The following is a 24,416-nucleotide window of genomic DNA, read 5'->3' as shown; positions in this document are numbered from 1 at the left end:
CGCCGAAGCGGCTGCCGCCCGGCCGTGCGGGCGGTGGGCCGCCGTGGATGAGCGCCGGGATGCCCGCCGAGAAGTCGATGAACTTCGGACCGTCGGCCCGGCGGTTGCTCGGTCGGCTCCGCCCACACCGGCTGCACCTGGCCGCCATCATCACCCTCGCGGTGGTGAGCGTCGGCTTCAGCGTGGCCGGGCCGAAGATCCTCGGCCACGCCACCGACCTCATCTTCACCGGGGTGATCGGTCGGCAACTGGAGCCCGGCACCACCACCGAGCAGGCCGCCGCCGCAGCGCGGGCCAGCGGCAACGGCAGCTTCGCCGACATGCTGGCCCGGATGGACGTGGTGCCCGGGGTCGGCATCGACTTCGACGCCCTGCGCCGGGTGCTGCTGCTGGCGCTCGGGCTCTACCTCGCGGCGAGCCTGCTGTCGTGGTGGCAGGGCTGGCTGCTCAACGGCGTCGTCCAGCGCACCGTGCTGCGGCTGCGCGCCGAGGTGGAGGAGAAGCTCAACCGGCTGCCGCTGCCCTACTTCGACCGGCAACCCCGAGGCGAGCTGCTCAGCCGGGTCACCAACGACATCGACAACATCTCCACCAGCCTCCAGCAGACCCTCAGCCAGCTGCTCACCTCGCTGCTGACGGTGGTCGGCGTGTTGGCCGTGATGTTCTGGATCTCGCCGCTGCTGGCCCTGGTGGCCCTGGTCGCGGTGCCGCTGTCGGTGCTGGTCACCCAGCGCATCGCCAAGCGTTCGCAGAAGCAGTTCATCGCCCAGTGGACGCACACCGGCGAGCTGAACGGCCAGATCGAGGAGGCGTACACGGGCCACGAGCTGGTGAAGGTCTTCGGCCGGCAGCGCGAGGTGGAGGCGGCGTTCCACGCGAAGAACGAGGAGCTGTTCCGGGCCAGCTTCGGCGCGCAGTTCATCTCCGGGATCATCATGCCGTCGATGATGTTCATCGGAAATCTGAGCTACGTGGCGATCGCCGTGGTCGGTGGGCTGCGGGTCGCCTCCGGCTCGATGAGCCTCGGTGACGTGCAGGCGTTCATCCAGTACTCCCGCCAGTTCACCCAGCCGCTCACCCAGCTCGCGTCGATGGCCAACCTGCTCCAGTCCGGAGTGGCGTCCGCCGAGCGGGTCTTCGCGGTGCTCGACGCCGACGAGCAGACACCCGACCCGGCCGAGCCGGTCCGGGTCGCCGACCCGCACGGCCGGGTCGAGTTCGAGCATGTCTCGTTCCGCTACGAGCCGGACAAGCCGCTGATCGACGACCTGTCGCTGGTCGCCGAGCCGGGGCACACGGTGGCCATCGTCGGCCCGACCGGCGCCGGCAAGACCACCCTGGTCAACCTGATCATGCGGTTCTACGAGCTGGACGCCGGCCGGATCACCCTCGACGGGGTGGACATCACCACGATGCGCCGCGACGACCTGCGCGGACGGATCGGCATGGTGCTCCAGGACACCTGGCTCTTCGGCGGCACCATCCGCGACAACATCGCCTACGGCCGGCCGGACGCGACCGAGGAGGAGATCGTCGCCGCAGCCCGTGCCACCTTCGTCGACCGGTTCGTGCGCAGCCTGCCCGACGGCTACGACACGGTCATCGACGAGGAGGGCAGCAACGTCAGCGCCGGCGAGAAGCAGCTGATCACGATCGCCCGGGCGTTCCTCGCCGAACCGTCGCTGCTCATCCTCGACGAAGCCACCAGCTCGGTGGACACCCGCACCGAGGTGCTGCTCCAGCGGGCGATGGCGGCGCTGCGCTCGGACCGGACCAGCTTCGTCATCGCCCACCGCCTCTCCACCATCCGCGACGCCGACCTGATCCTGATGATGGAGAACGGCCGGATCGTCGAGCAGGGCACCCACGAGCAGTTGCTCGCCGCCCAGGGCGCGTACCACCGGCTCTACCGGTCCCAGTTCACCGGCGCGGTGGTCGACGAGGAACCCGCCGTTCCCGCCGCCCAGCCCGCGTCGGTCTGAGGGCGGGTCAGTGCGGCGGGAGCAGGTCGGCCGCGCGGGCGGCGACCTGCCCGCCGATCAGGGCCAGCGCGGCGTCGACGGGCATCGGGTCCAGGGCGCGGCCGCCGCGCGGGCGCAACGCGAGGCGACCGTCGGCCACCTCCCGGGCGCCCAGCACCCCGAGGTACGGGACGCGGCGGCGGGCCGCGTCCCGGATCCGGGCGCCCAGCGAGCCGGCGACGTCGACCTCGACCCGCAGGCCGGCGTCGACGGCCCGCCGGGCCAGCTCCGCCGCCGCGTCGGCCTGCCCGTCGTCCACCGGCAGCACCACCAGCTGCACGGGCGCGTACCAGGCCGGGAAGGCACCCTCGTGCACCTCGATGAGGTACGCGAACAGCCGTTCCATGCTGCCGACGAGGCTGCGGTGCAGCATGACCGGCCGGTGCCGGCTGCCGTCGGGACCGGTGTACGACAGGTCGAACCGCTCCGGCTTGTCGAAGTCGAGTTGGATGGTGGAGATGGTCGACTCCCGGCCGGCCGCGTCGACGATCTGGATGTCGATCTTCGGCCCGTAGAAGGCGGCCTCACCGGGTGCCTCGACGTACTCCACCCCGGCCAGTGCTCCCCGGAGCAACTCCTCGGCGCGGGCCCACTGCGCGTCGTCGCCGACGTACTTCCCGCCCGGCCCGCGCACCGACAGCCGGAGGCCGGCCGGGCGGACGCCGAGCGCGGCGTGCGCCTCCCGGATCAGCCGCAGAACCTCCGCGACCTCCTCGCCCACCTGCTCTGGCGCGCAGAAGGTGTGCGCGTCGTTGAGCGAGATGGCGCGTACCCGGGACAGCCCGCCGAGCACTCCCGAGCGCTCCGAGCGGTACATCCCGCCCAGCTCCGCGATCCGCAGCGGCAACTCCCGGTAGGACCGGCCCCGTGCCCGGAACACCAGCGCGTGGTGCGGGCAGAGCGCCGGGCGGAGCACGAACTCGTCGTCGGCGCTCAGCCGCATCGGCGGGAACATGTCGTCGGCGAAGTAGCCGAGATGGCCGGAGAGCTCGAAGAGTTCGCGTTTGCCCAGCGGCGGCGAGTAGACGTGCTGGTGGCCGGAGCGGCGCTCCAGCTCCCGGACGTACTCCTCGACGGCGTGCCGGGCGGCGGCGCCGGCGGGCAGCCAGATCGGCAGGCCGGCGCCGGCCAGCGGATCGGAGACGAAGAGGTCCAGCTCACGGCCGAGCCTGCGGTGGTCGATCATGTCGGGCTCCTGGATCGGGTACGACCCGGGAGCGACCTCGACACCGAACGCCGCGCGGGCCTCGGGAGCGGATCGCCCCGGGGCCTGGTCGACGGTGGTTACGTCAGAGCGGCGCGCCGGGGACACCCGGCGTCGTGGTCACCACTACCGCACTGCGCATTCCGCGACGCTACCCATCGGGCGGTCGAGGACGCACCCGGATTTACGGCGGCAAGGGAGGAGGCGGGCCGCCGGCGCGGGACCCGCCGGCGGCCCTGGCGGCCCGAAAACGTCAGGAACGGGGGACCCGACGGGCGGAGCCGCGCCGACAACGGTACGCCGACGAACGCCGATCCGCCGACCGCTCCGGCACGGGTGGAACCGTCACCCGAGGCTGGTTCGCCTCGTTGTACCTGGGTGGCCCGGTCGTGTCGACGGTCACGACGGGGTGGGGCTGTCCACGGTGACGCCGGACACGCCGTCAGGCTCGAGACACCCAATCGGCCGCATTCGGCGAGGTGGCAGGCGTGCCCGAACTACTGACTGACGTCGCATCGCCGGCGTGGGCGTACCTGGTGCTGCTCGGCTTGCTGATCGCGGACGCGTTCGTACCCGTCATCCCCACCCAGATCGTCATGATCACCAGCGGTGCCCTCACCGTCTACGGCGGGCTCAGCCTGCCGGTCACCATCGCCGTCGGCGCGCTCGGCGTGTTCGCCGGGGACCTGGCCTGCTACCTGCTCGGTCGAGGTGCGCCCGACCGGCGGGCACCCCGGCACGCCGAGCCCAGCCGGGCCCGCCGGGTGGCCATCCGGGTCACCCAGGGGCTCCGGCAACCCGGGCCGCTGGTGATCCTGCTCTGCCGATTTGTGCCCGGTGGCCGGATGGCGGCCTGCTTCTCGGCCGGTCGCAGCCGCTACCCGTACCGGCTGTTCGTGCTCTACGAGGCGATCGCCGCGCTCGGCTGGGCCACGTACGGCGCGCTGGTCGGGCACCTCGGCGGCACCGCGCTCACCGAGTCGGCATGGCGGCTTGCCATCATCGCCACCGCCGCGGCGGCCGGTTTCGCGGCGGCCGGCTGGGCGATGACCCTGGTCGCTGCCCGCCACGCCCGCGCCGCAACCGACATCCCCATCGACTGAGTGTCGACAGACCTGCGGGTATAAGCCCGGCCCAACTGGCCGAGGCGGCGGGGTTGACTCAGGCGCGTATCAGCCAGATTGAAAGCGGCGGGCACACCAGCCTCGAAACCCTCCGCGCCTACGTCACCGGCCTCGGCGGCCACCTTGAGGTCGTCGCCCGCATTGGGAACATCCCACTGGACGTTGCGTGATCTGGCGAGGTCACCTCCTCGGGTCCGGGTGCCTGTAGGGGTGGTCCCTGGGGACGATTTCGGTGGGCTTCCCCGATTCGGCTCGGGTACCCGCGGCGACAGGCTGAGGCATGCCTGGAACCCGGACTACCGGCTTACTGGCCCTCGGCGGGATCGCCATGGCGGCTGTCCTCACCGTGATCGGTCACCTCGAAGTCAACGACGACCTCAACCCGTGGGCGTTGACCATCAGCGACTTCGCCGTCTCCGACCGGGGCGGCGCCATCGACGTCGCCATGGTGGTGCTGGCGTTCGCCACCGTGGCACTGCTGTCCGGCCTGCGCCACACCGGCCCGCCCCGACGCAACGTCGGCCGGACGGCCGAGCTGCTGCTCGGCGCATGGGTGGCCGGGCTGCTGGCGGCCGCGGTGGTGCCGACGAACGAGCCGGGCACCGCCATGACCACCACCGCGTACGTGCACCGGTACGCCTCGGTGGTCGCCTTCCTGGCGCTACCGGTCGCCGGCTGGCTGCTCGCCCGCCGACCCGACCTGACAACCGCCGCCCGGCCGCTGCGTGCCCTCGTCCTGCTCAGCCTGGCTCTGGCAGCGGCCATGATCTGGTCCGCCTACCCCGGCGACCGAATGCTCATCGGTCTGGCGGAACGCCTCCTCATCGTCACCGAGGTAGCCGTCCTGGCCACGGTAGCGATAACGCAAACCCGCGCCGCCACCGCCACCACCGCCCCCACCACCGCCACCGCTGCCGCTGCCGCTGCCGCTGCCGCCGATCATGGAGTTGTGGTGCCTCACAAAAGGGGCTTGACGGCATGAACCGGCCACCACAACTCCATGATCGACCGGGCGGGGGCGGGGGGCGGGGGGCGGGGGGCGGGGGGCGGGCGGAGGGGGAGCGCGGCGGGGGGGTGGGCGGGCGGGCGGGCGGGGGGATTACTCCAGCTCGTGGAGCATCAGCTGGCGGGCGGCTTCGGTGATGGAGCCGGAGAGACTCGGGTAGATGGTGATGGTCTGGGCCAGCTCGTTGACCGTCAGGTTGTTCTCCACGGCCATGGTGATCGGCAGAATCAGCTCGCTGGCCTTGGGGGCGACCACCACACCGCCGATGACCTGCCCGCTGGCGGGCCGGCAGAACAACTTCACGAAACCGTCGGACAGGTCGTCCATCTTGGCCCGGGCGTTGCCGGACAGCGGCAGCATCACCTGCCGGGCCGGCACCTTGCCCGCGTCCACCTCGTCCTGTGAGACGCCGACGGTGGCCAGCTCCGGGTCGGTGAAGACGTTCGCGGCGACGGTCCGCAGCCGCAGCGGGCGGACCGCCTCACCGAGGGCGTGCCACATCGCGATCCGGCCCTGCATGGCGGCGACGCTGGCCAGCAGCAGAACCCCGGTGCAGTCGCCGGCGGCGTAGATGCCGGGCACGTTGGTCCGGGAGACCCGGTCGACCGTGACGTAGCCGCCACGGCCCAGCTCCACGCCGTACTCGGCCAGGCCCAGGTTGGCGGTGTTCGGGACCGAGCCGACCGTGATCAACGCGTGCGAGCCGGTGACCTTGCGGCCGTCGGACAGCTCCACCTCGACCCCGTCGGCGGTACGCCGCACCGCGTCGGCCCGCGAGTTGTTGAGGATCTCCATGCCCCGGTTGCGGAACACCCGCTCGATGGCGGACGCCGCGTCGGCGTCCTCGTGCGGCATCACCCGGTCCCGGCTGGAGACCAGGGTGACCTCGACGCCCATGGCCAGGTACGCGCTGGCGAACTCCGCGCCGGTCACGCCGGAGCCGACCACGATCAGGTGCTCCGGCAGCTCCGGCAGGTCGTACACCTGGCGCCAGGTCAGGATGCGTTCACCGTCCGGTACGGCGGTGGGCAACTGGCGGGGTGTCGAGCCGGTGGCCACCAGCACGGTGGACGCGGCGATCGAGTATTCCTCGCCACCGTCGGCCGGGGTGACGATCACCCGGTGCGTGTGCCCGAGGGTGTCCTCGCCGAGCCGGGCGGTGCCGGCCACGAAGGCGACCCCCGCCTTGAGCAGCTTGGCGTGGATGTCGGCGGACTGGGCCAGCGCCAACCGCTTGACCCGCTCGTGCACCGCCCGCGCGTCGACGGTGACGGCCTCCAGGCCGTCGGAGTGCACCCCGAACTCCTCGGTGTCCCGGTAGCCGGTGACCACCTCGGAGCTGGCGATGAAGGTCTTCGACGGCACGCAGTCGGAGAGCACGCACGCCCCACCCGCCCCGTCGGCCTCGACCACGGTGACATCGGCGTCCAGCTGGGCGGCGACGAGGGCCGCCTCGTACCCGGCCGGCCCCCCGCCGATGATCACGATCCGGCTCACAGCGTTCGCCCTTCGTTGATGCTCACAGTGACTTTCTTCTCCCGAACGCACCCGACACGCACAGTCGTATTCTCCCCCACCCGCCCGCCGGGCTATCGTCATCGCCGTGCGTCATCACGCCGCCTACGGCTCAAACCTTGATCCCGCCCGGATGCGCGCCTACTGCCCGCACTCGCCGATGGTGGGCACCGGCTGGCTGGAGGGGTGGCGGCTGACCTTCGCCGGGGCGGACGTGATCGGTTGGGAGGGCGCGGTGAGCACCCTCGTCGAGTCCCCCGGCGACCGGGTGTTCGTGGCGATCTACGACATCCACCCGTTCGACGCCGCCCAGCTCGACGAGCTGGAGGGAGTCGCCGCCGGCACGTACCGCAAGCTGCACGTGCGGGTCTCCACCCTCGACGGCGACGTGACCGCGTGGATCTACGTGTTCGACGGGTACGAGGGCGGCCTGCCCACGTCGTGGTATCTCTCGGAGATCGCCAACGCCGCCGAGAAGGCGGGCGCGCCGGACGACTACGTCAACGAGCTGCGGTCCCGCCCCACCGGCACCGCGTCCGCGTAGCGCGTCTCCCACACCCCTCAGTCTGCAACCGTCGCCGGTCGGCGCGGGCGTCGGGCCCCGTCAGCGTCGTCAATCACACACCGTGGCCGGGACGGAAAGCTCGTACATGTCGGTCCATCGGGTCTCCCGCAGGCCCACCGACCGGTAGAGGGACAGCGGCGTGGTCGGGTTGCTGAGATCCACCCCCAGGCCGGCCGCCATCCGACCCTTCTCGGCGTAGCGGGCGAAGGCGCGGCGCAGCAGCGCCGCACCCACACCCCGCCGACGGTACGCGGGCAGCACCGACAGGCTCTTCACGAAGCCCTCCTGCTGGTCCAGGGCTTGGTCGGAGGACTGCAACGCGCCGGCCGGCACCCCGTGCACCTCGGCGACGAACCACTCGTCCCAGGCGGTCAGATCACCGATCCGGGCGCGCCACCGCTCGTACGACAGCGGCTCGTGGTCCGGGGTGTCACGGAAGGCGATGTCGTGGATCCGGTGGAACTCCCGCAGGTCGGCCTCGTCGTCGGGGCGGACCGGTCGCACCGTCACCCCGGGTGGCGGGGCCGGCTCGGCGGGCAGGTCGGCCAGCATGCGACGCATTCGGACGTACCGCTTGGCCAGGGTGAAGCCGGCAGCGCGCAGGTCGGCTTCCCAGGCGCGTTCCGGGGCGAAGACCGCGCACCGGACGGTGAGTGCGGGCAGCCCGCGCTCGGCGGCCCGTTCGGCGACCCGGTCGAGTTGGCGGGCCAGCAGCGGCGCCCGGAGCACGGCGGCCCGGCCCGGGTCGACGTACACCTCCACGAACTCCCGGCCGACGCCGGTCGGGTTGTCCACGGTCGCCCAGCCCACCACGTCGTCGTCTGGGTCCACGGCCAGCCAGGAGTCCCGTGCCGGGTCGAAGAAGGGCGCGGTGAGCGACGCCGCCACGTCCTCGGCGTCGAAGTCGGGATGGCCGATGGCGAAGGTGTCGGCGGCGTGCACCACCGCGAGGATCGCCGGAACGTCGTCGAGGGTGGGTCGGCGCGCGGTCCAACCTGCGGGGAGGGTCACGGCAGCTGATCCTGGCAGCCGGCGGGTGCCGGCGCCGCCCATTTTCCGGCCGGTCGGCCGGCTCAGGCGAGGTCGGCCCGGGTGCGGTGCAGCAGCTCCACCAGTTCGGCGCCGTCGGCTGGGCCGAGTGCCACGAACGCCGGCGCGGCCAACCGGTTGGTCACCGCCTCCGCCCACAGCCGCCGACGCACCAGCGGCCCGACCGGCGGGTACGGGGGCGGCCAGCCGCAGGCCACCGCGCCGGCCTCACCCTCCGGCCCGGCCAGCACCGCCTCCAGCGGTGTCATCCCGGCGGCCCGCACGGCCAGCAGGTACGCGCCGGTGAAGTGCTCGCGGAGCAGGCGCAGCCCGGCGGCGCAGCGGGCACCGGGGGTGTTCTCCGGCAGCGGCATGGCCCGCCACGCGGCGAAGAGCGGCATGCCGCTGGCGTCCGCCGCCGCCACCGCCCGCTCGACGAGTTCGGACAGGCGATCGGTGCCGGGGAGCGGACCCAACTGTCGGGTGCCCCACTCGCAGCACTCGGCGAGGCTCGCGGCGGCCACCTCGATCGGCCGGGTGGACCGGGCGGCGGCGTCCCACCCGTCGGCGACCGCGTCCGGGGCGACGAAACCGAGGGCGGCGGCGGCCGTCTCGGCCCGTACGTCGCCGAGCGCCCCGGCCCGGCCGCTGATGTAGAAGGCCCAGCCGGAGATGCCGAGCAGTCGGGCTCGCCGCAGGGTGGTCGGACTGCGGCTGAACGCGTCACCCAGATCGAGCACGACGGGTTTGCTGGCTGCGGCGACCTGCTCCGGCGTCATCCGATCGCCGCCCGCGCCCACCCCGGCGGGGCGGCCGTCGCGGTGCCCCGATCCGGGTGCCCGGGACGGGCCGCCCGCTGGTCGTCGTCCATCGATGGTCAGTCTGCCGCGCCACCGCCGGAGTCCGCAGTCCCCTCTTCGGCCGCCAGCGCCTCCACCGCCGCCTCCACCTCGCCGGCGCGCCGCCGGGCCACGGTGACCGCCCGCTCGGCCGCGCGCCGGGCGAGCCTGGCCCGGCTGAGATCCTGCTCGGCGACCGCCCGCCGCCGCTCCAACTCGGCCAGCTCGGTCTCGATCGCCTCCAGCGCCTCGACGCCGTCGCGTTCCTCCCCGTTCGCCTCGGCCAACTCGTCCTCGGCCCGCTGCTGGTCGGACCGGGCCCTGGCCAGCTCCCGGTCCAGCGTCCGGCGCTGCCGATCCCGTTCGGCGCGGGCCGCCCGCTCGGCCGCCCGTTCGGCGCGTTCGGCGGCCCGGTCGGTGGCCGCCTCGGGCGGTACCCGCTGGGCCCCGGGTCGGCGGGTCGGCCGTTCCGGCTCCTCATCGGTGCCGGTGACCAGCCGCAGCTGTGGCCGGGGCACCTCGCCGAAGCCGGCGTAGGTCGCCGACCGGAGCAGGCGCCCGGCCCGGACCTGCTCGGCGACCTCGGCGTCGGAGAGCGCCGCGTTGAGGGTGGCTTCCACCTCGGCCAGCGGCAGTTTGCCGGCCGGTGGGGCGTCCGGCTCCGCCGCGGCGAGCTTGCGGACCTCGGCGACGAGGGCGCCGACCACGGCCCGGCGCTGGGCGGACAACTCCCGCAGCCGGGGCCCGCGCAGTTCCCGCTGGGCGGCCCGCAGCGCGTCGGCGAGCTGCACCAGGTCGGCGACCAGCTCGGGACGGTGGATGGCGAGGAGGTTCACCAGCCAGGCGGCCACCGTGGGGCGGCGCAGTCGGGCCAGTTGCCGGGCGGTCGCCGGGTCGCCGGCGCGCCGCGCCTCGGCCACGGCGGCGTCCCGGGCGGCCACGAACCGGTCCGGTGGGATGCGGTAGAGCTGCTGCACCAGCTCCGGGGAGGGGCCGGGCATCGCTCAGACGTCCACCCGGCTACCGGGCTCCAGACGCTGGTACTCGGTGCCGGACAGCGCCGTGTACTGCCGGTCGAGCACACCCAGCCCGTTGTCGTTGAGCAGCCCGTCGTGCAACGCGTACGCCCGGCGGGGCGCGACCGCCCGGATGAAGTCGACCACCTCGGAGAACTTCGACCAGGGGGCGTGGATCGGCGCGAAGAGCGTGTCGACCGGCGTCTCGTCCGGCACCACCAGGGCGTCACCCGGGTGGTAGACCACGTCGTTGATCAGGTAACCGAGGTTGTCGACCACCGGGATGTCCGGGTGGATCACCGCGTGCCGCCCGCCGTACGCGCGGATGGCGACGCCGGCGGCGGTGAACGACTCACCGGCCGTGACCGGGTGCAACACGTCGGCCGCGTCGCCCAGGGTGCCGGCGAGCGAGGCGGGCCCGTGGATCGGGAACGGCCGCCGGTCGAGTTCCAGGCGGACCGCCGCCACGTCCAGGTGGTCGGGATGTTCGTGGGTGATCAGCACCGCGTCCGCACCGTCCAGTGCCGCCGGGTCGCTGAACACCCCGGGGTCGACGACGAGCACTCCCCCGTCGTGTTCCACCCGGAGGCAGGAGTGGGCGTACTTGGTGAGCCGCATCGTGACTCCTCGATTATCGAATCGTGACGTCTTGAGCGCAGTCTGCCGGAACCGGCCGCCGCGCGCGCCGCGTCCGAGGTATCGCCACACCGGTTGACAACGATGGGAGCGGGGATGGACGGACGAGCGGGAGGACGTCGCGGCGCACTGCTGGCGGCGACGGCACTGGCGGTGACGCTGCTGCTGACGGGTTGCGGAGCCGGCGACAGCGGATCGCAGGACACCGCGGGTTCGGCCGCCGAGGCGCCGGCGGCCAACGGGGGTGAGGCCGGCAGGGACGCCGCCGCGGGCGCACCCGAGGCGGCCGGGGCCGGCGCCCCGGACCTGCGGATCGACCAGCGGGCGATCATCTACACCGGAACGATGCGGGTGCAGGTGGACGATGTGGACGCCGCCGCCCGCGAGGCCGCCGCCGTGGCCACCCGGGCCGGTGGCTTCATCGGCGGCGACCAGCGGCGCAGTGCCGACGCCGACGCGGTGGCGGAGTTGGAGCTGCGGGTGCCGGCGGCGAAGTTCTCCGGCGTGGTGGAGGAGATTGCCAAGCTCGGCCGGCAGCAGAGCCGGGAGATCAACACCCAGGACGTCACCGAGGAGACCGTCGACCTGGACGCCCGGATCACCAGTCAGCGTGCCCGGGTGGACAGCGCCCGCCGGTTGCTGGCCCGCGCCACCTCGATCACCGACCTGGTGTCGTTGGAGAACGAGCTGGGGCGCCGGGAGGCCGACCTGGCCTCGCTGGAGGCCAAGAAGCGACGGCTCGCCGACCTGACCGCGCTCTCCACGATCACCGTCTCGCTGGCCGGGCCGGCGGCGAAGACCACCGAGGAGGAGGCCGAGACCGGCTTCCTGGTCGGGCTCGAGGGCGGCTGGAAGGCGTTCGTCGTCTCGATGACCGTCCTGCTCACGGTGCTGGGCGCGTTGCTGCCGTGGCTGGTGGCGCTCGGCGTGCCGCTGGCGGTGCTGCTGGTGGTGCTGCGCCGGCGGCGGAAGTCGCCGGCCCTGGTCGCACCGGTCAGCGCGCCGCCGCCAGTGCCCGCAGCGCGGTCTGCACCATGACGCGTACGCCGGCCGGGATGGCCCGCTCGTCCACGTCGAAGGATGCGCGGTGCAGGTCGACGTTGGGGCCCGAGCGGCCCACGCCGAGGCGGGCGAGGGCACCGGGGACGTACTCCAGATACCAGGAGAAGTCCTCGCCGCCCATGCTCTGGGGTGTCTCGGCGATCCCCTCCGGGCCGAGCGCGGCGGCGGTGGCGGCGGTCAGCACCTGGATGGCGCGGGAGTCGTTGCACACCGGCGGCCGGCCGCGCAGGTACTCCAGGTCGACCGTGGCGCCGGTCGGGGCGATCACGTCCCGGACCACCTGAGCGACGATCTTGGGAGCCTGCTCCCACGTGTCGCGGTCCATCACCCGGAGGGTGCCCGAGGCGCTGGCCTCGGATGGGATGACGTTGTAGCGGGTGCCGGCCGAGGCGTGGCCGAAGACCAGCAGCAGGCCGCTGTTGGCCGGCACCCGGCGGCTGACCAGCGCGGGCACCTCGGTGATCAGCCGACCGAGCGCGTCGACCAGGTCGACCGTCAGGTGCGGACGGGCGGTGTGCCCGCCGGGGCCGGAGAGCCGGACCGTGACGTTGTCGGCGGCCGCGGTGATCGGGCCGACCCGCAGGCCGACCTGGCCCACCGGCAGGTTCGGGTCGCAGTGCAGGGCGAAGATCTGCACCACGTCGTCCAGGCCGCCGGCCTCGATGACCTCCAGCGAACCGCAGGGCAGGATCTCCTCGGCCGGCTGGAAGATGAGCCGGACGCGGCCGTCCAGCTCACCGAGGTCGGCCAGCTGGGCCAGCAGCATGCCGACGCCGAGCAGGATCGAGGTGTGCACGTCGTGTCCGCAGGCGTGGCAGACGCCCGCCACCGTGGACCGGTAGGGCACGTCCTTCGGGTCGTCGAGCGGCAACGCGTCGATGTCGGCGCGCAGCGCGACGACCGGGCCGTCCGGGCGGCCGTTGATGTCGCAGATCACGCCGTTGCCCTTGGGCAGCAGCCGGGGTTGCAGTCCGGCCAGGGACAGCTCCCGCGCGATCAGGGCGGCCGTCTCGAACTCCGTGCCGGACAGCTCGGGGTGCGAGTGGAGGTGACGGCGCGTGGCGATCAGCCCGGGTACCCGGAGTGCGAGCAGGTGGTCCAGTTCGCGGGGCAGGGGCTGGGACCCGGGGGGCGTCTCCAGCCAGGACGACGCCAGCTGGCCGCCGGTGGGCAGCGTCAACGCACTCGTCACGTCGAATTCTCGATCACTAGAGATGGATGGATCATCGGGGACAGCAGACAGCCTAGACCTCCGGCGGTGACGCTGCGCAACCTCGTTCCGGTAATGATCGGACCGCGTAGCGTCACGTATGCCCTGCTGAGACCGCTCGGAGAGCTGTGGGACAGCAGGTAGATCGCGGTCGAAGGCCGTCATCTGCCCCTCACCTCCTACAACGCGTAACCGATCCCGGCGGACTCGAATCTCGGTGCCGGCCGCCGGCCCCTGTTGCGAATTGTCGCATTAGTCGGGGTGATGAACTGACACTCCGACAATTAGCCGACCACGCTCCGCAACGAGCCGGAAAGACGCTCACACGCGTCCGCCCGCCGTCGCCGCACAGGGTGTGCGTCCCGACGACCCGCTCGGGTTACCCGTAAACCTCGGCGGACACACCGAGGACGCCCGCAGAAGGGCCGCGCCGCCCCGGGTTCCGCCTCCCACGGTAGCTCCGCCGACCACCGCACACCCACCATGAGCTGCGAAAACAGCGAACGAGCACTCAGAAACGATCGGTCGGCCGGTACAGCCCCCACACCTCGCGCAGCGTCCCGCAGACCTCACCCACCGTGGCCCGGGCCCGCAGCGCCTCCTTCATCGGGTACAGCACGTTCTCCGTACCGTCGGCCGCGGCCCGCAGGTCGGCGAGCGCCCGCGCCACCGCGTCGGCGTCCCGCTCGGCGCGCAGCCGCGCCAGCCGGTCGGCCTGCGCCGCCTCGATCGTCGGGTCGACCCGCAGCGGCTCGTACGGCTCCTCCTGGTCCACCGTGAACCGGTTGAGCCCGACCACCACCCGCTCACCCGAGTCGATCTCCTGGGCGATCCGGTACGCGGACTGCTCGATCTCCCGCTTCTGGAAGCCGGCCTCGATCGCGTCCACCGCGGAGCCGTGGTCGGCCACCCGCTCCATCAGCTCGACGGCGGCGGCCTCGATCTCGGCGGTCATCGCCTCCACCACGTACGAGCCGGCGAACGGGTCGACGGTGGCGGTCAGATCCGTCTCGTACGCCAGCACCTGCTGGGTACGCAGCGCGAGCCGGGCGGCCTTCTCGGTGGGCAGCGCGATGGCCTCGTCGAAGCTGTTGGTGTGCAGCGACTGGGTGCCGCCGAGCACCGCGCCCAGCCCCTGCACCGCCACCCGGACGAGGTTGACCTCGGGCTGCTGCGCGGTGAGCTGCACGCCGGCGGTCTGGGTGTGGAAACGCAGCATCATCGACTTCGGATCCTTGGCGCCGAAGTCGTCGCGCATCAGCCGGGCCCAGATCCGTCGGGCGGCACGGAACTTCGCCACCTCCTCCAGCAGCGTGGTGCGGGCCACGAAGAAGAACGACAGCCGGGGCGCGAAATCGTCCACCGCGAGCCCGGCGGCCAGCGCCGCGCGCACGTACTCCACGCCGTTGGCCAGGGTGAACGCGATCTCCTGCGCGGGCGTCGCGCCGGCCTCGGCCATGTGGTAGCCGGAGATGGAGATGGTGTTCCACTTCGGCACCTCCTTGCGGCAGTACGCGAACGTGTCGGCCACCAGGCGCAGCGACGGCTTCGGCGGGAAGATGTACGTCCCCCGGGCGATGTACTCCTTGAGGATGTCGTTCTGGATGGTGCCGTTGAGCGCCGAGCCGGGCACGCCGTTCTCCTCGGCGACGAGCTGGTAGAGCAGCAGCAGCACCGAACCGGGCGCGTTGATGGTCATCGAGGTGGACACCTTGTCCAGGGGAATGTCGGCGAACAGCAGCCGCATGTCCTCAAGGGAGTCGATGGCCACGCCCACCTTGCCGACCTCGCCGTGAGCGATCGGCTCGTCGGAGTCGTAGCCCATCTGGGTCGGCAGGTCGAAGGCCACCGAGAGGCCCATCGTGCCGGCCCGCAACAGTTGGTGGTACCGCGCGTTGGACTCGGTGGCGGTGCCGAAGCCGGCGTACTGGCGCATGGTCCACGGACGGGAGGTGTACATGGTGGGGTAGACACCCCGGGTGTACGGGAACTCGCCGGGGCCGCCCAGCCGGGAGTCCAGGTCCTCCGGAAGGTCGGCACCCGTGTAGACGCCCTCGATCGGAAAACCGGACTCGCTTGACCGCCGTTCGCTCATCCCCGGATGGTAGGACGCCTGGCCACGTCATCGGGTGAGGGATACCGCACAGTGCGTCCCGACCGGTCGACAGGAGGTAAACGACAGGGCACGTTCTGTCGACTTCGATAAACGTCCGACGCGTCGGCTTTCGCATCGGGCGTCGGAACCAGCAAGATAGGGGGGTTGTGTCCCAGCCCCCCTCGATTTCCCCCGGTGGCTTTTCTGTGACTCAGATCCCGACGTGGAGCGGCGGACCGGTCAGTCCCGCCAACGGCCGAGCGGCACCCGGCACCACCATCGGTGGCCGGTACTCGCTGCGGTCCTCGGTGGGCAACGGCGGCATGGGTACGGTGTGGCGCGCCACAGACACGCTGCTGCGCCGCGACGTGGCGGTCAAGGAGGTCGTCCTGCCCCCGGGACTGGCCCCCAGTGACCGCGACGCCATGTACGAACGCACCCTGCGCGAGGCCCGCGCCGCCGCCGCCATCCAGCACCCGGCGGTCGTGCAGGTGTACGACGTGGTCACCGAGGCCGGCCGGCCGTGGATCGTGATGGAGCTGCTGGACGCCCGCAGCCTCGCCGACATGGTGATCGAGGACGGCCCGGTCGCACCCCGCGCCGTCGCCAAGATCGGCATCGCGCTGCTCGGCGCGCTGGAGGTCGCGCACGCGATCGGCGTGCTGCACCGCGACGTCAAGCCGGCCAACGTGCTGATCTGCACCGACGGCCGCTGCGTGCTGACCGACTTCGGCGTCGCCCGGATGCCCACCGACGTGCAGCTCACCACCCCCGGCATGGTGCTGGGCTCACCGCACTTCATCTCCCCCGAGCGGGCCATGGGCCAGGAGTTCGGGCCGCCGAGCGACCTCTTCTCGCTGGGTGTGACGCTCTACACGGCCGTCGAGGGACGACCGCCGTTCGACAAGGGCGATCCGATCGAGACGATGCACGCCGTCGTCGAGGACCCGCCGGCCCCGCCGCAGCGCAGCGGCCCGTTGACCCGGGTGCTGATGGGCCTGCTGGAGAAGGATCCGGCCCGCCGGCTGGACGTGCACACCTCCCGGGCCATGCTGCGCGAGCTGCTCGCCGGCCCGCTGGGCAGCACCGCCACCGCCGTGCACTCGGTCACCGACCCGTACGCGGTGGTCCCGGTGCAGCAGCGTCCCGCGCCCATCCCGCCGGCCCCGCCGGAGCCGAAGCCGGACAGCCAGATCGGCGGCCCGGCCATGCTCGCCCCCGGCGAGTCGCTCACCGACCGGTTGGCCGCACTGCGCCGGGGCGAGCGCCCCCAGCCGGCCGTCGCCGCCTCCACCGGGCTCGACGAGACGAGCGCCGACGCCCTCGCCGGCCCGCTGCACACGCCCACCGGCGCGATGCCCGCGTCCGGTCGACCCGCCACCGGGCGCACCTACGGCGGCAGCGCGGACGCGACCCAGCGCGTCGACGCCGGCGCCCACCCGGACGCCACCCAGCCGGTCACCTACGGCAGCCGGCCCGACGCCACCCAGCAGGTCGGCTACGGCGCGCCGGAGGCCACCCAGCGCATCGGCGGCACCTACGGCGGCGGCAACCAGTGGTCGGTGCCGGGCACCGGCCAGCCCTGGACGACCCCGTCCACCGCGGCGGGCGGCGGCGCCCTGGGCAAGGTCCGCGCCACCGGGGGCCAGTTGGTCACCACCGTGAAGGGCTGGCCGCGCAAGCTGCAGCTCGCGGCGGCCGGCGGGTTGGTCCTGGTGCTGCTGATCAGCGTGGTGGCACTCTCCGGCGGCGACGATTCCGCCCCGAGCACCCCGCAGGCGCAGCCCACCCCGTCCGCCCCGGCAGGTCCGGCCGTCGAGATGCAGGAGCACACGGCCCGCGGCATCCAGGTCATGGTGCCCAAGGGCTGGAAGAAGGCCACCGGCGGCTCGTACACCGACTACATCGACCCGGAGGACGACGGTCGCAAGATCCGGATCCTCACCGAGAAGTGGACCGGGACGCCCACCCGCTGGGCGGAGAGCGCGCAAAACTTCCTCCGTACCAAGAGCACCAACTGCAAGAAGCCGTACGAGCAGGTGGCCATCGCCGAGCAGCAGTTGGCGGGCAGCCCGGGCGTCGAATTCGAGTACACCTGCGGCTCCGGCGGCGAGATGCGCCACGGAGTGTGGCGCGCGGTCGTCAAGGACGGCAAGTCGTACTCGTTCTACCTCTCCGCCACCGAGGACGTGTTCGCCGAGAGCAAGCCGATCTTCGACGAGATGGTGAAGACGTTCCAGCTCACCGGAAACGGCTGAGCCGGAGGGAACCGACAGTGGTGATCCGCCGTCGTGCTATCAAGGGGCATGGCGGCGGACACGACTGACATCGACGACATTCGCGAGCAAGCCGAACGCTGGCTCGCCGACGATCCCGACCAGGCCAGCCGGGACGAGCTGACGGCGGTGCTCGACGCGCTGCCGTCGAGCGGCCCCGACCTGGCCGACCGGTTCGCCGGGCCGCTGACGTTCGGCACCGCGGGCCTGCGCGGCCCGCTGCGCGCCGGCCCCAACGGAATGAACCTCGCCGTGGTCACCCGCGCCGCCGCCGGCCTGGTCGACTGGCTCGCCGCCCAGGGCGGCACCGGCCCCCTGGTGATCGGGTACGACGCCCGGCACGGCTCCCGGCAGTTCGCCGAGCGGACCGCCCAGGTGGCCACCGGGGTCGGCCGCCCGGCGCTGCTGCTGCCCCGCCCGCTGCCCACCCCCGTCCTGGCGTACGCGGTGCGCCAACTCGGTGCGGTCGCCGGCGTGATGGTGACGGCCAGCCACAACCCGCCACAGGACAACGGCTACAAGGTCTACCTCGGCGCGGAGCTGGGCGGTGAGCTGGGCGCGGGAGCGCAGATCGCGCCGCCCGCCGACGCGGGTATCGAGGCGGCCATCCGGGCGGTCGGCCCGCTGACCGAGGTGCCGCTGGGCGCCCCCGGTCAGGTGCTCGGCGACGACCTGGTCGCCGCGTACGTCGAACGGGCGACCGCGGTGATCGACCCGGGCGGGTCGCGGGACCTGACGGTGGCGTACACCCCGCTGCACGGGGTGGGCGCCGCGGTGCTCACCGCCGCCTTCGCCCGCGCCGGGTTCCCGGTGCCCGGGGTGGTGCCCGACCAGGCCGAGCCGGACCCGGCGTTCCCCACCGTGTCGTTCCCCAACCCGGAGGAGCCGGGGGCGGTGGACCGACTGATCGCCCTGGCCGACTCGACCGGCGCGGATCTCGCCATCGCCAACGACCCGGACGCGGACCGCTGCGCCGTGGTGGTCCGCGAGGGCCGCGACGGCTGGCGGATGCTGCGCGGCGACGAGGTCGGTGTGCTGCTCGCCGACCATCTGATGCGCCGCGGGGTGACCGGGCTCTACGCCACGACCATCGTCTCGTCGTCCCTGCTGCGGGCCCTGTGCGCGGCCCGGGGTCTGCCGTACGACGAGACGCTGACCGGCTTCAAGTGGATCGTCCGGGCCGGCGGCGGGAGCGCGCCGCTGGTCTTCGGCTACGAGGAGGCGCTCGGTTACTGCGTCGCCCCCGAGCACGTACGTGACAAGGACGGCATCACGGCCGCGCTGACCGTGGCCGAGCTCGCCGCCGGCCTCAAGGCGCAGGGTCGTACGCTGACCGACCGGCTGGACGAGCTTGCCGCGGAGTTCGGCGTGCACCACACCGACCAGCTCTCCGTCCGGGTGGACGACCTGCGGCTGATCGCCGACGCGATGGCGCGGATCCGGGCGACCACCCCGACGACCCTGCTGGGGCAGCCCGTCGACAGCATCCGGGACCTGCTTCCCGAGGCGGACGTGGTGATCCTGCGGACCGCGGCGGCGCGGGTGGTGATCCGCCCCTCCGGGACGGAGCCGAAGCTCAAGGCGTACCTCGAGGTGGTGGAACCGGTCGTGGACGGTGACGTCCCGACGGCCCGCAGCCGGGCGGCGGAGGCGGTGGCCGCCCTGCGCGGCGAGATCGCCACGACTCTGGGGCTCTGACCGACGGGCCGCGCCGGGATCGACCACCCGGCCGCCCGCCCCCTCGGCGTCCTTTGCTCTGCGTCAACCCACGCTACGAAAACGGGCCCGGACTGTTGCGTCCGTTGAAGCAGAGCAAAGGACACGCAAGTAGGAGAGGCAGACCGACGCCTGGTCGCACCTCGGGAGACCTCCGCGCGCGGGGTCAGCGGCGGGGGCCGAGGGCCTGGTCGACGGCGCGGCCCAGGGCCGCGACGACCAGGCCGACCGACGGGCGGACCACCAAGTCGTCGCTGCTCACCTCGCCGGAGAAGCCGGCGCCGGTGGCGATCTGCTCCAGCCTGCGGCGCGCGTCGGCGGCGGTCTCACCGTCCACCCCGAGCGCCGACTCCATCCGCAGCACCACGACCAGGGTGGCCAGCGCGGCGGTCCGCTCGTCCGGGGCCGCCGCGCCGGTCAGCGCGTCGGCCAGCCGCTGGCGGGTCTCCGCCTCGACGGACGTGTCCACGACCGGGTAGCGGTGCACGTGGATGAAGCCCAGCTCGGTCTCGTCGACGTCCCGGACCACGCCCTGGGTGCACAGGTCGCCGAGGATCTTGTCGCGCAGGCCGTGCCGCAGGCGCTGCACCCAGGAGGCCGGCGTGTGCGGGGTGTCAGCGGCGATCCGACCCAGCACCTCGTCGGTGACCGGCTCGCCGGTGGGCGTCGGGTCGACCACGGTCAGGGACCCGTCGGCGTACGCGATCCGGCCGGCCAGGGCCAGCTCGACCAGCACCGCCGCGGCCATACCCAGGTCCAGGCTGATCCGCGGCATCGTCGCCTTGCCGGTCGAATCGTCGTAGGCGAGGAGCAGCAACTCCTCGGCGAGCGCAACACCAGTCATGGCCGGAGACGGTAGTGGGTCCGCGCACCATCGCGCGCGAACCCGCCGTTACCCGGCACCGACCGGGTGCACGATCAGAACCGGGGCATGCCGCCGAACTGGCGGTCACCGGCGTCGCCGAGGCCGGGGACGATGAACATCCGGTCGTTGAGGCCCTCGTCGATGGCGGCGGTGACCAGGCGCAACGGCAGGCCGGAGCGTTCCAGCCGCTCGATGCCGACCGGCGCGGCGAGCACGCAGAGCACGGTGATGTCGGTGCAGCCCCGGTCGGCCAGCAGCCGGCAGCAGTGCTCCAGCGAGCCGCCGGTCGCCAACATCGGGTCGAGCACCAGCACCGGCAGGCCGGCCAGGTCCCGGGGCAGCGACTCCATGTACGCGCGCGGCTCGTAGGTCTCCTCGTCGCGGGCCAGGCCGACGAAGCCCATCGAGGATTCCGGCAGCAGGCCGAGCGCGGCGTCCGCCATGCCCAGCCCGGCCCGCAGCACCGGGACGAGCAGCGGCGGGTTGGCCAGCCGGGTGCCCTCGGTGCCGGTGACCGGCGTCTGCACCGGGTACCGCTCGACGGGGAAGGAGCGCGCCGCCTCGTACACCAGCATGGTGGTCAGTTCGTGCAGCGACGCCCGAAACGTCGAGGAATCGGTGCGCGTGTCCCGCATGGCGGTCAGCCGGGCCTGGGCCAGCGGGTGGTCAATGACGTGTACGTCCACGATCGCTCAACCTACCGGTCCGTTCGGCGCTTCGGTGCGGCTGCGCGGGGAGCAGCGACGCCGCTCACGCCGACCCCACCGTGACCAAGATCACTCGGCCGTCTCGTGCGTAGACTTCTCGGCATGACGGCGACAACGACGTCGGCCCGGTCGGAGCTCTCCGAGCTGGGACGATCCGAGACCGCTCTGCGGACCTTCCTGCACGGCCTGCCCGGCGTGGACCAGGTCGGCGCGGAGCAGCGGGCGGCACAGCTCGGCACCCGCTCCATCAAGACCACCGCCAAGGCGCAGGCGATCGACCTCGCGATCCGCATGGTCGACCTGACCACCCTGGAGGGTGCGGACACCCCGGGCAAGGTGCGCGCGCTGGCCGCGAAGGCACTTCGCCCGGACCCGGCCGACCCGTCCTGCCCGCACGTCGGCGCCGTCTGCGTCTACCCGGCGATGGTCCCGTACGTCGCCGAGGTGCTGCGCGGAAGCGGCGTCCACCTGGCCAGCGTGGCGACGGCCTTCCCGTCGGGACAGGCCTCCCTGGAGATCAAGCTCGCCGACACCCGGGCCGCCGTCGCGGCCGGCGCCGACGAGATCGACATGGTGATCAACCGGGGCGCGTTCCTGGCCGGGCGGTACAAGGAGGTCTACGACGAGATCGTCGCGGTTAAGGAAGCCTGCGGCCCTGCTGATGGCGGTCGCCAAGGGCGCCCGGCAGCCCACCTCAAGGTCATTCTGGAGACCGGCGAGCTGGCCACCTACGACAACGTGCGCCGGGCCTCCTGGCTGGCCATGCTGGCCGGCGGAGACTTCATCAAGACCTCCACCGGCAAGGTCCCGGTGGCGGCCACGCTGCCGGTGACCCTGGTGATGCTGGAGGCGGTCCGCGACTTCCGCGAGGCCACCGGCCGGCAGGTCGGTGTGAAGCCGGCCGGCGGCATCAAGACCACCAAGGACGCGATCAAGTACCTGGTGATGGTCAACGAGACCGTCGGCGCGGACTGGCTCGACCCGGACTGGTTCCGCTTCGGCGCGTCCAGCCTGCTCAACGACCTGCTGATGCAGCGCACCAAGCTGACGACCGGCACCTACTCCGGTCCCGACTACTTCACCCTGGACTGATAGCCGATGTTCGAATACGCCCCCGCCCCCGAGTCCCGCTCGGTGGTGGACCTCAAGCCCTCGTACGGGCTGTTCATCGACGGCGCGTTCGTCGACCCGACCGACGGCGGCAGCTTCAAGTCGATCAACCCCGCCTCCGAGGAGGTCCTCGCCGAGATCGCCGAGGCCGGCGCCCAGGACGTGGAGCGTGCGGTCCGCGCCGCCCGTACGGCGTACGACAAGGTCTGGGGTCCGATGCCGGGTCGCGACCGGGCGAAGTACCTGTTCCGGATCGCGCGTCTCATCCAGGAGCGTTCCCGCGAGCTGGCCGTCCTGGAATCCCTGGACAACGGCAAGCCGATCAGGGAGTCCCGGGACGTCGACCTGCCGCTGGTCGCCGCGCACTTCTTCTACTACGCGGGCTGGGCCGACAAGCTGGAGCACGCCGGTTTCGGGCCGAATCCGCGGCCGATCGGTGTGGCCGCGCAGGTCATCCCGTGGAACTTCCCGCTGCTCATGCTGGCCTGGAAGATCGCCCCGGCGCTCGCCGCGGGCAACACGGTGGTGCTGAAGCCGGCCGAGACGACCTCGCTGACCGCGCTGCTGTTCGCCGAGATCTGCCAGCAGGCGGAGCTGCCCACCGGTGTGGTCAACATCGTCACTGGCGCCGGCGACACCGGCCGGGCGCTGGTCGAGCACCCGGGCGTGGACAAGGTCGCCTTCACCGGCTCCACCGAGGTCGGCCGGGCCATCGCCCGATCCGTCGCCGGCACCCGCAAGAAGCTCACCCTGGAGCTGGGCGGCAAGGCCGCCAACATCGTCTTCGACGACGCGCCGATCGACCAGGCCGTCGAGGGCATCGTCAACGGCATCTTCTTCAACCAGGGGCACGTCTGCTGCGCCGGCTCCCGCCTGCTCGTGCAGGAGAACGTGGCCGACCGCGTCCTGGAGTCGCTGAAGCGGCGGATGGCCCAGCTGCGCGTCGGCGACCCGCTGGACAAGAACACCGACGTCGGCGCCATCAACTCGGCCGCCCAGCTGGAGCGGATCCGCGAGCTGTCCGACGCCGGGTCGGCCGAGGGCGCCGAGCGCTGGTCGCCGCCGTGCGAGCTGCCCGACCGGGGCTTCTGGTTCGCGCCGACCATCTTCACCGGCGTCACCCAGGCACACCGCATCGCCCGCGAGGAGATCTTCGGCCCGGTGCTGTCGGTGCTGACCTTCCGCACCCCGGCCGAGGCCGTGGAGAAGGCGAACAACACGCCGTTCGGCCTGTCGGCGGGGATCTGGACCGACAAGGGATCCCGGATCCTGTGGATGGCCGACCGGCTGCGCGCCGGCGTGGTGTGGGCCAACACGTTCAACAAGTTCGACCCCACCTCGCCGTTCGGTGGATACAAGGAGTCGGGTTACGGTCGCGAGGGCGGCCGGCACGGGCTGGAGGGCTACCTCAATGTCTGAGCGGGTCGCGGTACGAAAGACGTACAAGCTCTTCATCGGCGGGAAGTTCCCGCGCAGCGAGTCGGGACGGTCGTATCTCGTGCAGTCCTCGAATGTGTCACTGGCCTCCCGCAAGGACGCCCGGGACGCGGTGGTCGCCGCCCGCGCCGCCGTGAAGGGCTGGGCCGGCGCGACCGCGTACAACCGGGGTCAGATCCTCTACCGGGCCGCCGAGATGCTGGAGGGTCGCCGCGAGCAGTTCGTCGCCCTGGGCGTGCCCGGCGACGAGGTGGACGCCGCCGTGGACCGCTGGGTCTGGTACGCCGGTTGGGCCGACAAGCTCGCCCAGGTGTACGGCGGCGCCAACCCGGTGGCCGGCCCGTACTTCAACATCTCCGCGCCCGAGCCGACCGGTGTGGTCGCGGTGGTCGCCCCGGAGCGTCCGGCGCTGCTCGGCCTGGTCAGCGTGATCGCCCCGGCGATCGTCACCGGCAACACGGTGGTGGTGGCGGCGTCGGCGTCCGAGCCACTGGCGGCGGTGACGCTGGCCGAGGTGCTCGCCACGTCCGACCTGCCGGGCGGCGTGGTCAACATCCTCACCGGCGCGATCACCGAGACCGCGCCGACGCTGGCCGCGCACATGGACGTCAACGCGATCGACCTGACCGGCGTGACCGACGCCTCGCTCGCCGCCGACCTGGAGGTCAAGGCGGCGGAGAACCTCAAGCGGGTGCTCCGGCCGGACCTGGCCGACGTCGACTGGTCCGCCGACCCGGGCGTGGCCCGGATGACCGCCCTGCTGGAGACCAAGACGGTGTGGCACCCCAAGGGGGTGTGAGTCGTTCCCGGCCTTTGGTTTGCCGGGGGAGCCCGCCCACTCCGGGCGGTCAGGCTTGATCCCTGCGTGGGCGGGCTCCCCCGGCAAACCTGACCTGGTCCGGGTTCGTCGGGTGGTCAGCTCACGGGTTCTGCCCAGCTTGGGGTGCTCTCGGCTGGGGTGATCATGGGGTTGGCGGGGGATC

General features: G+C 72.6%; 21 protein-coding genes. 11 read left to right on the top strand and 10 right to left on the bottom strand.

Features of this window, described 5'->3' with window-relative positions:
• The first annotated feature begins 59 nt into the window (after positions 1-59).
• Positions 60-1,982 carry an ABC transporter ATP-binding protein gene (locus tag AB0H52_RS05490; protein WP_225854815.1) on the top strand — a complete coding sequence of 641 codons (1,923 nt, stop codon included), beginning with the start codon at positions 60-62 and terminating at the stop codon, positions 1,980-1,982.
• Between the two features lie 7 nt (positions 1,983-1,989).
• Here AB0H52_RS05490 and thrS read toward each other — a convergent pair whose 3' ends face one another.
• On the bottom strand, positions 1,990-3,207 hold the full coding sequence (gene thrS, locus AB0H52_RS05485) for a threonine--tRNA ligase (protein WP_151492826.1): 1,218 nt from the start codon (positions 3,205-3,207) through the stop codon (positions 1,990-1,992).
• 506 nt (positions 3,208-3,713) lie between these two features.
• On the opposite strand from thrS, the gene AB0H52_RS05480 reads away from it, so the two are divergent.
• The 3 genes from AB0H52_RS05480 to AB0H52_RS05470 all read left to right on the top strand — a co-directional run bounded on the left by AB0H52_RS05480 (position 3,714) and on the right by AB0H52_RS05470 (position 5,331).
• Positions 3,714-4,328 (top strand): DedA family protein, encoded by a 615-nt coding sequence (locus tag AB0H52_RS05480; protein WP_357945430.1) that lies wholly within the window; start codon positions 3,714-3,716, stop codon positions 4,326-4,328.
• Positions 4,211-4,519, top strand: coding sequence for a helix-turn-helix transcriptional regulator (locus tag AB0H52_RS05475; protein ID WP_357945427.1), 309 nt, complete (start codon positions 4,211-4,213; stop codon positions 4,517-4,519). The genes AB0H52_RS05480 and AB0H52_RS05475 overlap by 118 nt, the downstream gene beginning before the upstream one ends.
• A gap of 110 nt (positions 4,520-4,629) precedes the next feature.
• Positions 4,630-5,331 (top strand): DUF998 domain-containing protein, encoded by a 702-nt coding sequence (locus AB0H52_RS05470; protein WP_357945424.1) that lies wholly within the window; start codon positions 4,630-4,632, stop codon positions 5,329-5,331.
• A 117-nt stretch (positions 5,332-5,448) separates the two neighbouring features.
• On the opposite strand, the gene AB0H52_RS05465 is transcribed toward AB0H52_RS05470, so the two are convergent.
• Entirely contained in the window at positions 5,449-6,852 is a 1,404-nt protein-coding gene (locus AB0H52_RS05465; protein ID WP_151491529.1) for an NAD(P)H-quinone dehydrogenase, read from the bottom strand.
• A gap of 106 nt (positions 6,853-6,958) precedes the next feature.
• Between AB0H52_RS05465 and AB0H52_RS05460 the strand changes: the two genes are divergently transcribed.
• Positions 6,959-7,414, top strand: coding sequence for a gamma-glutamylcyclotransferase (locus AB0H52_RS05460; RefSeq protein ID WP_151491530.1), 456 nt, complete (start codon positions 6,959-6,961; stop codon positions 7,412-7,414).
• 69 nt (positions 7,415-7,483) lie between these two features.
• On the opposite strand, the gene AB0H52_RS05455 is transcribed toward AB0H52_RS05460, so the two are convergent.
• From AB0H52_RS05455 to AB0H52_RS05440, 4 genes are all read right to left on the bottom strand, one after another.
• A complete protein-coding gene (locus tag AB0H52_RS05455) occupies positions 7,484-8,446 on the bottom strand; it encodes a GNAT family N-acetyltransferase (protein ID WP_151491531.1) in 963 nt (320 codons plus the stop codon).
• A 62-nt stretch (positions 8,447-8,508) separates the two neighbouring features.
• A complete protein-coding gene (locus tag AB0H52_RS05450) occupies positions 8,509-9,243 on the bottom strand; it encodes a hypothetical protein (RefSeq protein ID WP_278124321.1) in 735 nt (244 codons plus the stop codon).
• 98 nt (positions 9,244-9,341) lie between these two features.
• Positions 9,342-10,304, bottom strand: a complete 963-nt coding sequence (locus AB0H52_RS05445; protein WP_151491532.1) for a hypothetical protein — start codon at positions 10,302-10,304, stop codon at positions 9,342-9,344.
• A 3-nt stretch (positions 10,305-10,307) separates the two neighbouring features.
• Positions 10,308-10,937, bottom strand: a complete 630-nt coding sequence (locus AB0H52_RS05440) for an MBL fold metallo-hydrolase (RefSeq protein ID WP_151491533.1) — start codon at positions 10,935-10,937, stop codon at positions 10,308-10,310.
• Positions 10,938-11,030: 93 nt separating this feature from the next.
• Here AB0H52_RS05440 and AB0H52_RS05435 point away from each other — a divergent pair, with 93 nt between their 5' ends.
• Complete coding sequence (locus AB0H52_RS05435) at positions 11,031-11,993, top strand: DUF4349 domain-containing protein (RefSeq protein ID WP_151491534.1); 963 nt, start codon at positions 11,031-11,033, stop codon at positions 11,991-11,993.
• On the opposite strand, the gene AB0H52_RS05430 is transcribed toward AB0H52_RS05435, so the two are convergent.
• The gene (locus AB0H52_RS05430) at positions 11,950-13,209 is read right to left on the bottom strand and encodes an amidohydrolase (protein ID WP_151491535.1); all 1,260 of its coding nucleotides are present in this window, start codon (positions 13,207-13,209) and stop codon (positions 11,950-11,952) included. The two genes, AB0H52_RS05435 and AB0H52_RS05430, sit on opposite strands and share 44 nt — an antisense overlap.
• Positions 13,210-13,738: 529 nt before the next feature.
• Positions 13,739-15,322 carry a methylmalonyl-CoA mutase family protein gene (locus tag AB0H52_RS05425; RefSeq protein WP_151491536.1) on the bottom strand — a complete coding sequence of 528 codons (1,584 nt, stop codon included), beginning with the start codon at positions 15,320-15,322 and terminating at the stop codon, positions 13,739-13,741.
• A gap of 206 nt (positions 15,323-15,528) precedes the next feature.
• On the opposite strand from AB0H52_RS05425, the gene AB0H52_RS05420 reads away from it, so the two are divergent.
• Together AB0H52_RS05420 and AB0H52_RS05415 are read left to right on the top strand one after the other, a co-directional pair.
• Positions 15,529-17,580, top strand: coding sequence for a serine/threonine-protein kinase (locus tag AB0H52_RS05420; protein WP_151491537.1), 2,052 nt, complete (start codon positions 15,529-15,531; stop codon positions 17,578-17,580).
• A 48-nt stretch (positions 17,581-17,628) separates the two neighbouring features.
• The gene (locus tag AB0H52_RS05415) at positions 17,629-19,296 is read left to right on the top strand and encodes a phospho-sugar mutase (protein ID WP_357945416.1); all 1,668 of its coding nucleotides are present in this window, start codon (positions 17,629-17,631) and stop codon (positions 19,294-19,296) included.
• Positions 19,297-19,480: 184 nt separating this feature from the next.
• Here AB0H52_RS05415 and AB0H52_RS05410 read toward each other — a convergent pair whose 3' ends face one another.
• Positions 19,481-20,158 (bottom strand): GPP34 family phosphoprotein, encoded by a 678-nt coding sequence (locus tag AB0H52_RS05410; RefSeq protein WP_357945413.1) that lies wholly within the window; start codon positions 20,156-20,158, stop codon positions 19,481-19,483.
• Between the two features lie 74 nt (positions 20,159-20,232).
• Positions 20,233-20,865, bottom strand: coding sequence for a uracil phosphoribosyltransferase (gene upp / locus AB0H52_RS05405; protein WP_357945410.1), 633 nt, complete (start codon positions 20,863-20,865; stop codon positions 20,233-20,235).
• 123 nt (positions 20,866-20,988) lie between these two features.
• Between upp and deoC the strand changes: the two genes are divergently transcribed.
• Genes deoC through AB0H52_RS05390 form a run of 3 tightly spaced genes read left to right on the top strand, consistent with a single transcriptional unit; the run spans position 20,989 to position 24,232 of the window.
• The gene (deoC, locus tag AB0H52_RS05400; RefSeq protein ID WP_151491541.1) at positions 20,989-21,978 is read left to right on the top strand and encodes a deoxyribose-phosphate aldolase; all 990 of its coding nucleotides are present in this window, start codon (positions 20,989-20,991) and stop codon (positions 21,976-21,978) included.
• Between the two features lie 6 nt (positions 21,979-21,984).
• Entirely contained in the window at positions 21,985-23,415 is a 1,431-nt protein-coding gene (locus AB0H52_RS05395; protein WP_151491542.1) for an aldehyde dehydrogenase family protein, read from the top strand.
• The gene (locus tag AB0H52_RS05390; RefSeq protein WP_151491543.1) at positions 23,408-24,232 is read left to right on the top strand and encodes an aldehyde dehydrogenase family protein; all 825 of its coding nucleotides are present in this window, start codon (positions 23,408-23,410) and stop codon (positions 24,230-24,232) included. Before AB0H52_RS05395 ends, AB0H52_RS05390 begins: the two co-directional genes overlap by 8 nt.
• The last annotated feature ends 184 nt before the right edge of the window (positions 24,233-24,416 follow it).

Source organism: Micromonospora sp. NPDC050695 (genome assembly GCF_040654415.1).
Taxonomy (GTDB): Bacteria; Actinomycetota; Actinomycetes; order Mycobacteriales; family Micromonosporaceae; genus Micromonospora.
Note: the sequence above shows the minus strand (reverse complement) of the source record. Positions and strands in the feature narration are given on the sequence as shown.

Coding starts and splice junctions, on each gene's coding strand:
- AB0H52_RS05470 (WP_357945424.1), top strand. CDS start 4,630: ATGCCTGGAACCCGGACTACCGGCTTACTGGCCCTCGGCGGGATCGCC.
- AB0H52_RS05410 (WP_357945413.1), bottom strand. CDS start 20,158: ATGACTGGTGTTGCGCTCGCCGAGGAGTTGCTGCTCCTCGCCTACGAC.
- AB0H52_RS05490 (WP_225854815.1), top strand. CDS start 60: ATGCCCGCCGAGAAGTCGATGAACTTCGGACCGTCGGCCCGGCGGTTG.
- AB0H52_RS05425 (WP_151491536.1), bottom strand. CDS start 15,322: ATGAGCGAACGGCGGTCAAGCGAGTCCGGTTTTCCGATCGAGGGCGTC.
- AB0H52_RS05445 (WP_151491532.1), bottom strand. CDS start 10,304: ATGCCCGGCCCCTCCCCGGAGCTGGTGCAGCAGCTCTACCGCATCCCA.
- AB0H52_RS05390 (WP_151491543.1), top strand. CDS start 23,408: ATGTCTGAGCGGGTCGCGGTACGAAAGACGTACAAGCTCTTCATCGGC.
- AB0H52_RS05450 (WP_278124321.1), bottom strand. CDS start 9,243: ATGACGCCGGAGCAGGTCGCCGCAGCCAGCAAACCCGTCGTGCTCGAT.
- AB0H52_RS05475 (WP_357945427.1), top strand. CDS start 4,211: ATGGCGGCTTGCCATCATCGCCACCGCCGCGGCGGCCGGTTTCGCGGC.
- AB0H52_RS05415 (WP_357945416.1), top strand. CDS start 17,629: ATGGCGGCGGACACGACTGACATCGACGACATTCGCGAGCAAGCCGAA.
- deoC (WP_151491541.1), top strand. CDS start 20,989: ATGACGGCGACAACGACGTCGGCCCGGTCGGAGCTCTCCGAGCTGGGA.
- AB0H52_RS05440 (WP_151491533.1), bottom strand. CDS start 10,937: ATGCGGCTCACCAAGTACGCCCACTCCTGCCTCCGGGTGGAACACGAC.
- AB0H52_RS05395 (WP_151491542.1), top strand. CDS start 21,985: ATGTTCGAATACGCCCCCGCCCCCGAGTCCCGCTCGGTGGTGGACCTC.
- thrS (WP_151492826.1), bottom strand. CDS start 3,207: ATGATCGACCACCGCAGGCTCGGCCGTGAGCTGGACCTCTTCGTCTCC.